Source organism: Leptospira limi, assembly GCF_026151395.1.
Lineage (GTDB): Bacteria > Spirochaetota > Leptospiria > Leptospirales > Leptospiraceae > Leptospira_A > Leptospira_A limi.
This window is the reverse complement of record NZ_JAMQPV010000001.1, coordinates 2,427,905-2,442,540: the sequence shown is the minus strand read 5'-3', so window position 1 is coordinate 2,442,540 and position 14,636 is coordinate 2,427,905. Positions and strand designations below refer to the sequence as shown.

Below are 14,636 nucleotides of genomic sequence, written 5' to 3'. Positions count from 1 at the left end.
TTACGTTTCTTCCTTCGACCAAAGAGTTTTTAGGTCTTCCCACATTTGGTAGGGTTCATAGATGACAATCCTTGTATTGGAGAGAACATCTAAAAATCCTGCTTCATTGGGAAACCTAGGCACAATATGCTCATGGATATGAGGGATGGATCCTCCGCTGTTTTTTCCAAGGTTGTATCCAGTGTTAAAACCTTGTACCTTCCATTGTTTTTCTAAAATCCTCATGGTTTTTTGGGTGAGAACGTGGATGTCCAAAGCCTCTTCATTCGTAAGTTCCAAATAACTGATGATATGGCGTTTTGGGAATATGATGATATGTCCAGGATTGTACGGAAATAAATTGATGGATACGATGGAGAGATCCGTTTCCGCAATGGTTAAGTTGGGGACGATTTCGTTTTTGTCTCTGACTCCACAAAGGATACATTCCACATTGGGTCTGTCCCCTTTGGCATAACCTAATTTGCCAACGCTAAAGAGGTTTTTTCGTAGGGAATGTTCTTCATAGGAACTCATGGATACTTTCAATCTCAGAGAAGGATTAAAGGATTGCAAGGATTTTGACAGCTATACAGTAAGAAAGTAACAGTGTTAGAATCTCCCCACATACCGGTCCTTCCGAACGAAGTCATTTCCTTATTACAACTGGCACAAAATCCAAAACCAATGTGGTTTTTGGATGGGACAGCTGGAGAGGGTGGTCATTCCAAACTGATCTTAAAAACCTTTCCAGAAGCAAAACTCATTCTCATTGACCGTGATGCTGTCATGTTAGAACGGGCAAAAAAAGAAATCCAAAAGGAATTTGGCTCTTTAGATCGGGTACACTCATTCCAGATGAATTTTTCAGAAGTGGACAGTACTTTACTGGAAGAAGTTGGGTGTTTTGGGCTCGACGGAGCTCTCGTAGATTTAGGAGTTTCACTTTTCCATTTTCTACATTCAGGGAGAGGGTTTACCTTTAAAAACGAAGAACCTTTGGATATGCGCCTCGAACCACAAGTAGGCCAAAAAACAGCTGCCGATGTTGTGAATTATAGTTCTGTTCTACATTTAAAAAAGGTATTTTGGGAATACGGAGAAGAACGTTGGGCCCTAAAAATCGCAAATAACATCGTACAGTCGAGACACAAAAAAAAATTCGAAACAAACACTGACCTTGTGAAACTCGTGGAAGCATCGATCCCTAGAAAATTTTGGCCAAAAGAATCACATCCTGCGACTCGTATTTTCCAAGCGTTACGAATTGAAGTAAACGAAGAGTTAATCCATGCAGAAAAGGGAATTCGAACACTTGCAAACTGCCTACAATTGGGGGGTGTTCTTACTTGTATTTCATTCCATTCTTTGGAAGATAGAATTGTGAAATGGACATTCCGAGACTTAAAAGCAACAAACGAATTCGAAATCCTTACTAAAAAACCGATCTTACCAACGGACCAGGAAATCAAAGAAAACAGAGCCTCTCGGTCAGCAAAATTAAGAGGTCTTCGAAAAATTGAACCGATAAAAGAAAGTAGATGGGAAAAATGACCTTATCATTCAAATCATTCCCCAAAATGGTTTTCGAATTTTTGGAGCCTCTCCATGGATTCGTTTTATTATTCCCATTTTTAGGATTTTTTTTCTTCCATGTTTGGCAAGGATTGGAAAAAGCCAGATTACAAAGATTTATCCATGAAAGGACTACCACAAAAGAAGAGTTAAAGCGAAAAAATGATGAATTAAAAATTGGAATTGTATCGTATACCTCAGCAGAACGAATCGAAACTTTATACAGAAGGACCTATCAATTTTTACCCATCAGTCTTGGCAATCGAACCGTTACAATTGAACTTCCACCGATTCCTGAATCACCCTCGAAATCAAATCCATGAAACTCATTGATATCCTAAAAAAAATTCCAGAGATTAAACTTATAAGAGGAGAGGGTAACATTGAAGTTCACTATGTTTGGGCTGACAGTCGTAAACTGACTCCCAATGATATTTTTGTCCTCCCTATGGGTAGTGATGATGTATTAGAATCTTATTTAAAAATGGCTCACGAGTTGGGATGCCAAGTGGTTTTGGTTTCCAAACGACATTTAAAACTAAAGGGTCTCAGTTTATTTTCCACAGTATTGGAATCGGAAGAACAGTTAGGTGATGTCCATGGGAAATTGGCATCCTTACTTCTGGGTTGTCCTTCCAAAAAATTAAAAATCATAGGGATCACAGGTACAAATGGAAAAACTTCCTTAACTTTCATTTTGTTTCATATTGCGAAACAATTAGGTAAAAAAGTTGCTCTCATTGGGACTGTGCAAATTCAAATTTTAGATCGTGTTTTAGAATCGGGTTATACAACACCAGATGCATCATCTCTTAACTTATTACTCAAAGAGATGGTTGAAGAAGGTGTGGAATATGTTTTCATGGAGATGAGTAGCCATGGTTTAAAATTAGGAAGGGTTTCAGGTCTTGAAATTACTTGTGCAGGATTTACGAATTTAACCCAGGACCATTTAGACTTTCATGAAAGTATGGATGATTACTTTGAAAGTAAATTTAAAATCTTCCAATTACTCGAACAGTCATCGGTAAAAAATAAATTCGGTCTTGTGGCTGGAGATGTATCCTTTGGTGACAAGATGATCCAAAGGATAAGAGAAGCTAATTTAAAATCACCCATCTATATCCTAGGAAAATCTGGAGAATTTCATTATAGTAACACAAAACTTTCGTTACTGGGAAGTGAATACAGATTTCATAAAAAGGAAAAAAACCTTCCTTTTGTCGAGGTGAGAACGGTTCATACAAACCTACTAGGTAATTTTAATGTTTTTAATACAGCTTTTGCAATGTCCATTGCATACGAACTTGGATTTCCATGGGACGATGTAGTAAAGGCTGTTGAAACAATCCCTACAGTTCCTGGTCGTTTTCATGTCGTTCCTTACCCAGACAAGTCTCGCATAGCTGTAGTAGATTATGCACATACACCAGATGCATTGGAGAATATCTTAAAGAGTTGTGTAGAAATTCGACCGAAACAAATCATTTGTTTGTTTGGTTGTGGTGGTGATCGTGACCGAACAAAACGTCCACAAATGGCAAAAATTGCCGAAACCCTTGCTGATTTTGTCATTTTAACATCTGACAACCCAAGAACCGAAAATCCCGAAACAATTCTCGATGAGATTGAAGCAGGTTTTTCACGTGGTTTCAAACGGTATGAAAAAATTACAGACCGAAGCACTGCAATTAGGCGAGCAGTTTCCTTGTTAGAAAAGGATGGAATTTTGGTTGTCGCAGGCAAAGGTCACGAGACTTATCAAATTCTCGGAAAAGAGAAAATTAAGTTCGTTGATTTTGAAGAAATAGAAAATGCGTTTTTAAATTTAAACACCTAACGATAGAGGAAAGAGTATGTTCCAATGGATTTACGAAACATTTGGCAATGATTATGGTTTTTTAAGAGTTTTTAGTTATGTAACTCTGCGAGCAATGATGGCTGGGCTTACGTCTATGTTTATCACTTTTATCTTTGGAAAATCACTCATTTCTTTTTTATTGTCCTTAAAATTTCGTGAGTCCGTGAGAAATGATGGGCCGCAGTCCCATGCAACCAAATCAGGAACACCTACAATGGGTGGATTGATTATGATATTATCATTAACCATCTCAACATTGTTATGGGGAAATTTGTCCAATTTAAACGTTATTTTACTTTTAATCTCTGCCATACTATTTGCTGGACTTGGGTTTACAGATGATTATATGAAGTCTGTAAAAAAAATCAAAGGTGGGATGAGAGCAAGAACCAAATTTGTTGTGACTATCCTTTTTGCAGTTACAATCACTACTTTATACTTTTATTATACTGGTAAATCGAATACAAACCCACAAAGAGGAATCATTTTCACAATCACTGATATATTTTTACCTTTTGTTAAGGGTCCAGTATGGAATTTGGGTCTTTTAGCTGTTCCTTTCGCAATACTGGTGTTAATTGGTAGTTCTCATGCGGTAAATTTGACAGATGGTTTAGATGGATTGGCTTCTGGAACAGTTGTCATTTCAACTGCCACTTTTGCCTTGATTTCGTACGTATCAGGCACTCCTTCTGCTGCCAATTATTTGCACATACCTTATTTACCAGGTTCTCACGAATACTCTGTTTTCCTTGCTGGACTCTCAGGTGCTTTACTTGGTTTTTTATGGTTCAATTGCCATCCCGCACAGGTGTTTATGGGTGATACAGGATCTTTGTTTTTAGGTTCAACCCTCGGTCTTGTGGCCATTATGTTAAAGAAGGAAATTTTACTTGTGATCCTTGGCGGAATTTTTGTGGCTGAAGCGGTCAGTGTGATTCTACAAGTAGGATCATTTAAGTTAACTGGAAAACGAATTTTTAAAATGGCTCCTCTCCACCATCATTTTGAACTCTCCGGTTGGTCAGAAGAGAAAGTGGTCATCCGATTTTGGATCATTGGGATCATTCTTGCCATCATCACACTCTCAACTTTAAAAATTCAATAATGGAAATATTTCGTTCCATACGAAATTTATTGCGATTTGGTTCGTCTCGTTTTGATGGGCCAATGTTATTTTTCATGTTTTTACTATTTGGAATGGGAATCATTGTGATGTTCAGTGCTTCTGTGATTCCAGCCGAAAGAGAGTTTTCTGATTCCTATTATTACTTAAGAAAACAATTGTTATGGGGTGCAGTAGGATTATTCTTATTTCTAATTTTCTGCCAAATTCCATACCAGTTTTTAGTTAAGTGGTCTTTTGTTTTTTCTCTAATTAGTTTACTATTGCTGGTAGCCGTTTTCATACCTGGATTGGGTAAGTCTGTAGGAACCAGTTATGGACGTAGTTTTAACCGTTGGATACAAATCGCCGGATTCCAAATCCAACCTTCTGAATTTGCGAAGATTAGTATTTTACTGTTTGCATCTTATTTCTTTTACAATTTTGATTTTAAAAAAATCAAATGGGATCAAAAAAAGATCACTTCCTTGGTTGTTATCTTTTTAACTTTACTCCTAATAGTCATTGAACCTGCATTTGGTACGACAGTTGAGCTGTTACTTGTTCTTTTTTTCTTTGTATTGTTAGCTGGTTTCCCAATGAAACGTTTGTTTATTTTAGGTGCATCAGTGATTCCACTTTTAGTTGTACTTGTAACACAAGTGGGTTATCGTAAAAAACGACTCGAGATATGGCTCGATCCTTATAAATTTCGGTTTGATGAAGGGCACCAATTGGTCACCAGTTTTCGTGCATTTTTTGATGGTGGAACCAGCGGAAAAGCGATTGGTACAGGGTATGCTCATCGGTATTTAGCATACAGTCATACAGATTTTGTATTGTCTTCTTATGTGGAAGATTTTGGTTTTGTTGGATTTTGTTTTTTCCTATTCGTTGTTTTGTTTTTGACGGTTCGAGTTTTTTTACTCTTACAAAAGACCAAAGATAAATTGGGCTATTTCTTAGGTGCAGGCATTCTCATTTTATTTGGATTCCAAACCATTTTAAATTTATTTGTGATCACTGGAATTGTTCCTGTGACGGGAATTTCTCTTCCTTTCTTAAGTTATGGTGGTTCTTCCTTACTTACAATTTTTATCCTCTTCGGAATTCTTGCCAACATTACGTGTAAAGAGAATTTGGTCGTATGAATGGATCGATATTGATTGCAGCAGGTGGAACCGGTGGGCATATCTCACCTGGAGTAGCACTCGCGGAGATACTAAGTGAAAAAATAAATGTGATTGGTTTTGAATCTGTTTACATCCATTCACTTGTCCGAAACCAAAACAATCCAGACCTTCTAAATCCCCCTTGTGAAGTAATTTGGCATAATATCCCCCAATTGGGTGGAATCAAAACAATTGTTTATCCAATTTTATTCATTATACCCTTTATCAAAACCACCTTTGTATTCAGAAGGTTACAGATAAATGCAGTCATCGGTATGGGTGGGTATTCCAGTTTACCAGCGATTCTATATGCCATCCTTTTTAGAAAACCTTTGTATCTTTGTGAGCAAAATTGTGTTCCCGGAAAAATCACTCGTGTATTTGCAAAATTTGCCAAAAAAATTGCCTTTAGTTTTCCAATCGTAGAAGAATTTAATATCCCAGGGAAAATCATTGGAAATCCGATTCGAAAACGAGTTGTTCCAGAACATCTAAACATCCGTCAAAATGAAAACTTACATGAAGGCAAAAAAAACACAATCAATGTTCTCGTGTTAGGTGGATCACAAGGTGCTAGACAACTTAACCAAATGATCCTTAAGGCGATGGAAAATACTGAAATTGCTAGTAAGTATAAATTTCGTTTGTTAACTGGAACAAACCTTTATGACGAAACAAAGAAAAAAGCAAATGATGACACAGAGATTATTTCGTATGCCAATGACATGAAACCAAATTATGAGTGGGCAAATTTGGTTGTTGCAAGGTCAGGTGCCGGTGTTGTTGCCGAGTGTTTGGTTTTTGGTTTGCCTATGATTTTAATCCCATATCCTTTTGCGGCTGATAACCACCAAAAAGCAAATGCCAATTATCTTGAGAAAGAAGGTGCAGCAGTCACCATTCATTCAACGAGTGATGATCCAACACAATTGGTAAAATTTCTATTATCCTGGAAGGATCATTCAGAAGTGTTACGAGAAATGGGTCATGTCAGTTTGGCACTTTCCAACGTGAATGCGGCTTACCAAACTGTTTCGTATTTTTTTTCGGAAACTAAGTAGGCCTGGCAAATGATAAAAGGACCTATCTTATTTTTAGGAATTGGTGGTAGTGGAATGTCGAGTTTAGCTCATATGGCACTCGATTTAGAAATCCCAGTCATTGGATACGATCAAAAAAATTCTGATAGTACTGATTATTTAAAAGAACGCGGGGTGGTTTTGTACCATTCCATTGAAGAAATTCCATTGAATGGAATTCGGATGGTTGTCTATAGTTCTGCCATCAATGACAAACACAAAGAAGTATTCAATCGTATCAAAGAACAGAACATTCCTTTGAAACATCGATCTGAATTTATGCACTTACTTGTTTCCAATCAAAAATCCATTTCCGTCGCTGGTAGTCATGGTAAAACTTCTACAACAACGATGGTATCTCAAATTTTAACAGAAATGGGTCTAAATCCAACAATCATGATTGGTGGTGATACTAGTTTGCTACAAAAAAGAGGAGGTAAAATTGGAACAGGTAAATACGCAGTTTATGAATCAGATGAATCAGATGGTACATTCTTAAAACACAAAGCCAATTTTCGTCTGCTTACGAATATCGATAATGATCATTTGGATTACTATCACACCCGAGAAAAACTGGAACAAGCATTCCTAACATATATGGGATTTGATGTTCCAGGAGAAGTTGTTCTGTTTGCAAGTGACCCAGGTATCACATCCGTCTTAAAATCCAATTTTAAAAGGATTGTTTTTGATAAAGAATTTCACCTGAGTCTCCTTTTGACAAAAGAACAAACTTCCGAAGAATGGTTTCAATATTTTGTATCTAACTACCCATCGCAAATCACTGTGATTGAATATGAAATCTCTTCCGATTGTTTGTACTTTGGTTTCGAAAATGAAAAATATTCACTTACTTTACCTTATCCAGGTATCCATTATTTAACGAATGGACTTGTCGCTCTCACTTGTGCTTTAAAATTAGGAATTACTCCTTTAAAGTCGATTGAAATCCTTTCTCGATATATTGGAGTGAAACGAAGGCAAGAAATTCTAGGATTTTGGAATGGTGTCACTGTCATCGATGATTATGGGCATCATCCAACAGAAATCCGAATGGTGATCCAATCACTAAAAGAAAAAAATAAGGCAAACGGGAAACTTCATGTTGTATTCCAGCCACATCGTTACACTAGAACCAAATTATTGTTAAATGATCTAGCTGAATCATTAATGGGAGCAGATTTTTTGTATCTACTTCCCATTTATTCTGCTGGTGAAACTCCAATTGAAGGGATTTCTTCGATGAGTTTTTTACCGTTTTTAGACAAAACAAAAACAGTTCTTTTGCCTGGTTTCATAGGAGAAGATTTAATGGAAATCCAATCTAAATTGAATAAAGGTGATTTACTTCTCTGTTTGGGAGCAGGAAACGTTAGAGATTGGGGAATTCAGTTATTAAATGGACAAAAATAGGAATTTTTGATTATAACTCATGGAATAGGGGATTTACTTCTTCCAGTGTTCCCTTAAAATTCATATGACCCATTTTCCTTCCTGGTTTTGCTTCTTCTTTTCCATACAAGTGCAAACGGTATCGATCGTCTTTTAAGAGTTCCTTTGTGATTTCCAAACTTTCTTCATACTGGTTACCCAATATGTTTTTCATTAAAGTGGGTTTTGGTCTCACATCTGTTGGTGGAGTGTTTCCTGAAATTGCCTGCACATGCAAGTAAAATTGAGAAAAACTTTGGCAATCTTGTGTATAGTGACCAGTGTTATGTGGCCGAGGAGCAAATTCATTTAAATACAATAAATTGTCCTTTACAAAAAATTCAACACCCATCGTTCCTACATACTGTAATGATTCCGCAAGTTTTGAAGCAAGTTCGATCGATTCTAAATTGAGAGCAACGGGGATCCTTGCAGGAAAAATTGATAGATCTAAAATATGATGTTTGTGTTCATTTTCAACGGCACCATAACAAACAATGTCTCCATTTTGAAAACGAGTTAAGATGATGCTGATTTCCTTTTGAAACGGAATGACTTCTTCAATCAAGTATTCGGAATCTTCGTTTTGGAAGGCCTTCTCTAAAAAACCTTTGTAATCAGTTAGGTTTTGGATTTTCACTTGTCCTTTGCCATCATAACCAAAACGCAAAGTTTTGATGATCCATGGAAAAGGAAATGATACGTCAAATTTAGAACTGTCTTTCGTTAAATGAAAAAATTCAGCGGTATGAAATCCAAGTTTTCTGAAATGCGATTTTTCTAAAAAACGATCTTGTGCAATGATGAGAGCTTGGGCTGGCGGATAAACAGGAGTATCTTTTTGTTGTTTTAGAAATTCCAGAGTTGTTTTTGGAATATTTTCAAATTCAAAACTTAATACATCAATTGTTTTCAAAAATTTTTTTAAGTGATCAGATGATTCGTAAGAAGCAACAGTCTCCCGTGCACCAACTTTTTTCGAAGGAGAGTTTAGATCAGGTGAATAACAATAAAACTCATGACCCAAAGGAATTGTTTCCAAACACATCATTTGCCCTAACTGGCCCGAACCCAGCACACCAATTTTCATTTTTATTTCCTAAAGCAGTTGGTCATTTTTTGAAAGTGCAGAGATCCGATTTGTATTTGCATATTCTTCAAGTTTTTTAGAAAGTTTCGGATCGAGTAGAGAAAGGATACGGACAGCAAGTAAACCTGCATTTGCTGCACCACTGGTTCCAATGGCGAGTGTTCCCACTGGAACTCCTTTTGGCATTTGAACAATGGAAAGTAAACTATCCATTCCATTTAAGGCTTTTGATAAAATCGGCACACCTAATACAGGTAAGGTGGTGAGTGAAGCAGTCATTCCTGGAAGGTGAGCTGCACCTCCAGCTCCTGCAATGATGACTCCAAATCCATTTGCCTTTGCATTTTTCGCAAATTCAAACATTCTTTCTGGAGAACGGTGAGCAGAAACAATTTCCTTCTCAAATGGAATACCAAATTCAGTGAGGATTTCACAAGTTTCCTTCATGGTATCCCAATCAGAATAGGATCCCATTATCACTGCAACTTTTGGCACAAGGTTTGTCATACGTTGAATCTAAAAAAACCTATTTCGCAATCAACCCTTAAATGATTCAAGTTCTGCGGTAATTTCTTCCATTTTCATGGACCTAGATCCTTTGATTAAAATCACTGCACCTTTCGGAACCTCATTTTTGATAAAAGAAATGATCCCTTGTTTATCTTGAAAATATCTTCCACGAGAACATTGTTTTACCATTGGAATTGTATCTTCACCTAATGTCAGCAAGGTTCCTTTCCTGATTTTTTCCAATTCTTTACCAACTTTTTCATGGTAATATTTAGAGAACTTTCCAAGTTCCTTCATCGTCCCCAAAACCCAAACAATTTCCTTTCCTTGGGCATACTGCACACTTGCATCTATACTTGATAGAACAGACTCTGGATTTGCATTATAACTGTCATCGATGATGGTATAATACCCTTTTTTGATGTTCAGTCGTTTGTTGGGACTTTTATAAGTTTGGATCGCCCGTTTCATTTGAAAATCTGAGATTCCAAAATAAGAACCAACAGCGATCATCCCACGTACATTACTGAGAAGTTTGGAACCAGGAATTTTCCAATGGATGGATTCATTTTTCCATTGTAAATGGAATCCATTCTTTTCAATGGATTTGATTTTTAGTTCCGGATTTTTTGTGTGTTTCCAAACAATCAACTTTGCATTTAGTTTTTTTGACTTTTGTTTGATACGATCTAAAAAATCCAAATCATCTGGTACAAAGAGTACACCCGAATCCCGTAACCCTAAGATGATATCTGATTTTTCTTCTGCAATATTTTCTCTGGATTTTAAGTTTTCAATATGGGCTGAACCAATGTTGGTGATTAAAGCATGAGTCGGTTCCGCAATTTTTGATAATCGTTCAATTTCTCCTCGGTGGTTCATACCCATTTCACAGATAACAACTCTAGTCAGTTCTGTGATTCGAAAGAGTGTAAAGGGAACACCAATTTCATTATTGTAATTTTTTTCTGTAATCACAATCGATTTAGAATCCAAATAAGAGAAAAGTGCACCTAATAGATCTTTTGTGGTTGTTTTACCTGAGGAACCAGTGATGGCAAGGATGGTCGGATTAAATCGATTTCTATGGTAATTTGAAAGTTTTCCTAGTGCAACCAAGGTATCTTTGACTAGAATTGCTTTTTTTTGGTCTTCTTTGGATAGTGATTTGAGAATGGGATGATTTTTCTCACATAAGAATCCAGATGCTCCCGCTTTTAAAGCGTCTGCAATGAATTGATGGCCATCACGTTCGGCTCGAAGGGGGACAAAAAGTGAGTCCTTTTTGATTTCCCTAGATGAGGTAGAAATCCATCGAAATTTTGGATTCTTTGGATTCTCCCAATCTGGTTTCATCGAAAACAAACTAAGAATAGTTGACAGGGAATATTCAAATGGTGCGATCATAGCTTCTAAGCCAGATTCTCCAAGAAAGAAAGATTTTAAAGAAAAACTTACATGAAACCAACTAAAATCAAAACGATTCTCATTGGTCTTGGTCGAATCGCATCCAAGTTGGAAAAGGACCCATTTCGAAAAAAACCATGCACTCATATGGGTGTACTCATGTCTGATTGGGGGAAAAGCCAATTTGAATTTCTGTCTGGTTTTGATACGAGTCCTGATGTTTGTTTCGAATTCCAAAACCAATGGAAAACTAAGTCAGAAACAGAATTTCCAGGTTCCCTCAAGCAAAACAATTCTTTGTCCATTGATTTAGCCATCATTGCAACCCCGAGCCATACCCATGAATTGTATGCGAAGGAATGTTTACAACTGGGTATAAAAAACCTCCTGATAGAAAAACCAGTCGCCATGTCCAAAAACGGAGCAAAATCGATTGCAACTTTGGCAAAGTCAAAAAAAGCAAGGGTATGGATCAACCATGAAAGGAGATACCATCCAAGTTATCGTTTTGTAAGGGATGAATTAAAAAAAGGCAATTTTGGAATATTAAAATCGATTCGGGCCTCCGTTTTCACGTCAGCAAAAAATCCAGGAATCGCATTCTCAAAGTTTGGTGGTGGGCCATTACTCCACGATGGAACGCATGCGATGGACCTTATCCATTGGTTAGTTGGAAAACCAAAACTCATTTTTGCGAAAATGGAAAGACAAAAAAAAGGAATGGTCGAAACAAGGGCGTATGCATGTTTTGAGTCGAAACCAAATGTTGAAATTGTGTTAGATGTATCTGGAGGCAGAGATTATTTCCAATTTGAAATCGATATCCATACAAGTTCACATCGTATCATATGTTCAAATGATGGTTTTCAGTTTTTCCAATCAGCAACTTCTAAATTGTATAAAGGATTCCAAAGCCTCCAATCATACCAACCAAAACAGTTTCCAAAGCCAGAAACTTCAAATGCGTTTTTGGGAATATATAAAGAAATCCAATCCGTCATTCATGGTGAATCAAACCATATGGAAGGAACATTGTCAGAAAATATCCAAATTTTAGAAAGTATTGAATCTATATATAGGCACTAAATCATGAAACCAAACAAGAATCGATCAGTATCTATATATTCATTTGTTTTCAAAACATACCTTCAGTATCTTTATCTTACGAAATGGTTCAAAAAAATATCCTCAAAAGAGAAATATGAAACAATACGGATTTTGTTTTTAAAAAAGAAAGGGATCGAAACTAAAAACTTATTCTTCCAATTAGGTGGAGTGTACATTAAAATTGGTCAATTTGTCAGTAACTTGTTTCATATTTTGCCGGAAGAATTCCTTTGGGAATTACAAGACCTTCAAGATAAAATCCCTCCAAGAGACTTTATTGAAATCAATGAGCGTTGGGAGTTAGATTTTGGAAAATCAATGTCGGAGTTATTTGAAACATTGGACAAGGAATCTTATGCGAGTGCCTCCACAGCGCAAGTCCATATCGGAACTTACCAAAACAAAAAAGTAGCAATTAAAACATTATACCCAGGGATAGAAGAGACAGCCAAGTCGGACCTAAAAACGATTTCTAGAGTTGTATGGATCATTGATCGTTTTGTTATCAAAATATCAGGGAAAGAGGTAATCGACCAATTACAATCCATGATTCATGCTGAATTGGATCTTAGAACCGAATTAAAGAATTTAAAAATCCTCAAACAAATGTTTGCTTTAGAAAAAGATTTCTACATTCCAAATCCCATTGAGGAACTCTGTGGTCGGCATACATTAGTCACAGAATTTATAGAAGGAAAAAAGATTACTGAATTAGAAGGTGAACCTCTTTATTCCAAACGGAATCCAAATCTGGAAAAATTAATCAAAGCTTATATCTTAATGGTGTTTGAGTATCGTTTTTTTCATGCAGATCCTCATCCAGGAAACTTGATTTTTATGGAAACGGGAGAATTGTGCTTAATCGATTTTGGTGCCGTTCAGTCAATCTCCGAAGAAGAAACACAAATCCTCGAGCGAATCTTAGTGGGAGCAATGCGGAAAGATTACCATTTAGTCGCCGAGTCCATGTATGAATTAGGTGCCGTCACAGAATCCTTATCGAAAGAAGAACTCACCAAAATTGTTAAATATTCATTGGAAAAACTAAAACGAATTTTAGCTGATACAAACCATTTTAGAAATTTAAGTTTAGATACATTACGTCCAGGTGATGATCTCCGTTTTTTAAAAGAAATCCAAGTTAGCTTAAAACAATTGTTAGCCAGCTTAAAACTACCACCAAATTTCCTAAGTTTACATCGAGTTTTAGCATTACTGCTCGGAAATTTTTCCTATTTGGATCCAACACGTTCCATGATTGAATATGCGGAAAAACCATTTTCACAGATCGTACTCAAAGGAAGTAGTTTTAAGAAACTTTGGCGGGATGAAGGGGAAGAGTTTCTTACGAGTTTGTTTTCTTTACCAAAAGAACTAAACGATTTTTTCTACAAATGGAATCGAGGTGAATTTCAGCCTAAGGAAGATCATAAATGGGCTGAACTAAAACTTAGAGAAATTCTCACTTTTGGAATTTTAGGTACATTATTTTTCTATTTTGGAATGCATTATGCGGAAAAATTATGGAAAGAACCAAGCATAATATTTTATATACTATCAGGACTTAGTTTCTGGTCGCTTGCAAAATCCAGTCTAAGTTTCTGGAAACTAAAATAAACGTAAAAAAGAACGAACCTCAGTATGAAATTACCTAACACTCCATTTTTTTCTGTTTTTAAACCTGGTTATTTGGCATTTGTGGCCTTTGGACTTTTTTTAGATTTACTCACTAAATATATCATCATTACAAAGATGTATGCACATGAAAGTATTCCTGTGTTAGGTGATTTTTTTAGATTATCACTTACTTTTAATACAGGATTTGTGTTTGGATTATTCCAAGACAATGCTTTGCCTTCTTTATTCGCAACTGGATTTGCGATTGTTTTTTTAATCTTTTATCGGTGGCAAAATTCTGATCTTGGAAATGTTTGGGGTTGGAATTTTGTGATGGCAGGCGCCTTTGGCAATTTTTTAGATAAATTTTTTGTCAAAATTCCTGGAACGGGATTTCGATTTGGATTTAGCCCTGAAAAACCTGGAATCGAATTCATCGGTGTTGTCGACTTTTTGGACTTTGAATGGCCAGATTTTTTACTCTTTGATAGATGGCCTGCGTTTAATGTAGCCGATTCTTGTGTTTCCATCGGTATTGTGATTTTATTATTTACAATGGATTGGAAGGAATTGGATAAAAAATAATCCAATTCCTGTAAGGAACGTATGTAACTATCTAAGAAGGTTGTAAAACAATACTCCTTCTGAAATGGTTACAAATTATCGATTGGCTTTTTTTTCGAGAGAATATCACCGATTGGTA

General features: G+C 36.3%; 14 protein-coding genes. 10 read left to right on the top strand and 4 right to left on the bottom strand.

What is annotated here, in order from left to right:
* Positions 1-516 (bottom strand): HIT family protein, encoded by a 516-nt coding sequence (locus tag ND812_RS11295; RefSeq protein WP_265357891.1) that lies wholly within the window; start codon positions 514-516, stop codon positions 1-3.
* 72 nt (positions 517-588) lie between these two features.
* Here ND812_RS11295 and rsmH point away from each other — a divergent pair, with 72 nt between their 5' ends.
* Genes rsmH through murC form a run of 7 tightly spaced genes read left to right on the top strand, consistent with a single transcriptional unit; the run spans position 589 to position 8,184 of the window.
* Entirely contained in the window at positions 589-1,533 is a 945-nt protein-coding gene (gene rsmH / locus ND812_RS11290; protein WP_265375531.1) for a 16S rRNA (cytosine(1402)-N(4))-methyltransferase RsmH, read from the top strand.
* Entirely contained in the window at positions 1,521-1,877 is a 357-nt protein-coding gene (locus ND812_RS11285) for a hypothetical protein (RefSeq protein ID WP_407658510.1), read from the top strand. The genes rsmH and ND812_RS11285 overlap by 13 nt, the downstream gene beginning before the upstream one ends.
* Complete coding sequence (locus ND812_RS11280) at positions 1,874-3,394, top strand: UDP-N-acetylmuramoyl-L-alanyl-D-glutamate--2,6-diaminopimelate ligase (RefSeq protein WP_265375529.1); 1,521 nt, start codon at positions 1,874-1,876, stop codon at positions 3,392-3,394. Before ND812_RS11285 ends, ND812_RS11280 begins: the two co-directional genes overlap by 4 nt.
* Positions 3,395-3,410: 16 nt before the next feature.
* Positions 3,411-4,523 carry a phospho-N-acetylmuramoyl-pentapeptide-transferase gene (gene mraY / locus ND812_RS11275; protein WP_265375528.1) on the top strand — a complete coding sequence of 371 codons (1,113 nt, stop codon included), beginning with the start codon at positions 3,411-3,413 and terminating at the stop codon, positions 4,521-4,523.
* Positions 4,523-5,671 (top strand): FtsW/RodA/SpoVE family cell cycle protein, encoded by a 1,149-nt coding sequence (locus ND812_RS11270; RefSeq protein ID WP_265375527.1) that lies wholly within the window; start codon positions 4,523-4,525, stop codon positions 5,669-5,671. The genes mraY and ND812_RS11270 overlap by 1 nt, the downstream gene beginning before the upstream one ends.
* On the top strand, positions 5,668-6,753 hold the full coding sequence (locus tag ND812_RS11265) for a UDP-N-acetylglucosamine--N-acetylmuramyl-(pentapeptide) pyrophosphoryl-undecaprenol N-acetylglucosamine transferase (protein WP_265375526.1): 1,086 nt from the start codon (positions 5,668-5,670) through the stop codon (positions 6,751-6,753). The genes ND812_RS11270 and ND812_RS11265 overlap by 4 nt, the downstream gene beginning before the upstream one ends.
* 9 nt (positions 6,754-6,762) lie before the next feature.
* Positions 6,763-8,184, top strand: a complete 1,422-nt coding sequence (gene murC, locus ND812_RS11260) for a UDP-N-acetylmuramate--L-alanine ligase (protein WP_265375525.1) — start codon at positions 6,763-6,765, stop codon at positions 8,182-8,184.
* Between the two features lie 10 nt (positions 8,185-8,194).
* Here the strand turns inward: murC and ND812_RS11255 are convergent, their stop codons facing one another.
* From ND812_RS11255 to ND812_RS11245, 3 genes are read right to left on the bottom strand one after another with little or no spacing between them, the layout of a single operon-like run.
* Positions 8,195-9,292 carry a 5-(carboxyamino)imidazole ribonucleotide synthase gene (locus tag ND812_RS11255; RefSeq protein ID WP_265375524.1) on the bottom strand — a complete coding sequence of 366 codons (1,098 nt, stop codon included), beginning with the start codon at positions 9,290-9,292 and terminating at the stop codon, positions 8,195-8,197.
* A 9-nt stretch (positions 9,293-9,301) separates the two neighbouring features.
* Positions 9,302-9,799 carry a 5-(carboxyamino)imidazole ribonucleotide mutase gene (gene purE, locus ND812_RS11250; protein ID WP_265375523.1) on the bottom strand — a complete coding sequence of 166 codons (498 nt, stop codon included), beginning with the start codon at positions 9,797-9,799 and terminating at the stop codon, positions 9,302-9,304.
* A gap of 30 nt (positions 9,800-9,829) precedes the next feature.
* Positions 9,830-11,209 (bottom strand): UDP-N-acetylmuramoyl-tripeptide--D-alanyl-D-alanine ligase, encoded by a 1,380-nt coding sequence (locus tag ND812_RS11245; protein WP_265375522.1) that lies wholly within the window; start codon positions 11,207-11,209, stop codon positions 9,830-9,832.
* 51 nt (positions 11,210-11,260) lie between these two features.
* Here ND812_RS11245 and ND812_RS11240 point away from each other — a divergent pair, with 51 nt between their 5' ends.
* From ND812_RS11240 to ND812_RS11230, 3 genes are read left to right on the top strand one after another with little or no spacing between them, the layout of a single operon-like run.
* Positions 11,261-12,295 (top strand): Gfo/Idh/MocA family protein, encoded by a 1,035-nt coding sequence (locus tag ND812_RS11240; RefSeq protein WP_265375521.1) that lies wholly within the window; start codon positions 11,261-11,263, stop codon positions 12,293-12,295.
* A gap of 3 nt (positions 12,296-12,298) precedes the next feature.
* The gene (locus tag ND812_RS11235; RefSeq protein WP_265375520.1) at positions 12,299-13,933 is read left to right on the top strand and encodes an ABC1 kinase family protein; all 1,635 of its coding nucleotides are present in this window, start codon (positions 12,299-12,301) and stop codon (positions 13,931-13,933) included.
* Between the two features lie 24 nt (positions 13,934-13,957).
* A complete protein-coding gene (locus ND812_RS11230; protein WP_108959137.1) occupies positions 13,958-14,518 on the top strand; it encodes a lipoprotein signal peptidase in 561 nt (186 codons plus the stop codon).
* Positions 14,519-14,636 lie beyond the last annotated feature (118 nt).

Coding starts and splice junctions, on each gene's coding strand:
- ND812_RS11295 (WP_265357891.1), bottom strand. CDS start 516: ATGAGTTCCTATGAAGAACATTCCCTACGAAAAAACCTCTTTAGCGTT.
- ND812_RS11285 (WP_407658510.1), top strand. CDS start 1,521: ATGGGAAAAATGACCTTATCATTCAAATCATTCCCCAAAATGGTTTTC.
- ND812_RS11280 (WP_265375529.1), top strand. CDS start 1,874: ATGAAACTCATTGATATCCTAAAAAAAATTCCAGAGATTAAACTTATA.
- mraY (WP_265375528.1), top strand. CDS start 3,411: ATGTTCCAATGGATTTACGAAACATTTGGCAATGATTATGGTTTTTTA.
- ND812_RS11270 (WP_265375527.1), top strand. CDS start 4,523: ATGGAAATATTTCGTTCCATACGAAATTTATTGCGATTTGGTTCGTCT.
- ND812_RS11265 (WP_265375526.1), top strand. CDS start 5,668: ATGAATGGATCGATATTGATTGCAGCAGGTGGAACCGGTGGGCATATC.
- murC (WP_265375525.1), top strand. CDS start 6,763: ATGATAAAAGGACCTATCTTATTTTTAGGAATTGGTGGTAGTGGAATG.
- ND812_RS11255 (WP_265375524.1), bottom strand. CDS start 9,292: ATGAAAATTGGTGTGCTGGGTTCGGGCCAGTTAGGGCAAATGATGTGT.
- purE (WP_265375523.1), bottom strand. CDS start 9,799: ATGACAAACCTTGTGCCAAAAGTTGCAGTGATAATGGGATCCTATTCT.
- ND812_RS11245 (WP_265375522.1), bottom strand. CDS start 11,209: ATGATCGCACCATTTGAATATTCCCTGTCAACTATTCTTAGTTTGTTT.
- ND812_RS11240 (WP_265375521.1), top strand. CDS start 11,261: ATGAAACCAACTAAAATCAAAACGATTCTCATTGGTCTTGGTCGAATC.
- ND812_RS11235 (WP_265375520.1), top strand. CDS start 12,299: ATGAAACCAAACAAGAATCGATCAGTATCTATATATTCATTTGTTTTC.
- ND812_RS11230 (WP_108959137.1), top strand. CDS start 13,958: ATGAAATTACCTAACACTCCATTTTTTTCTGTTTTTAAACCTGGTTAT.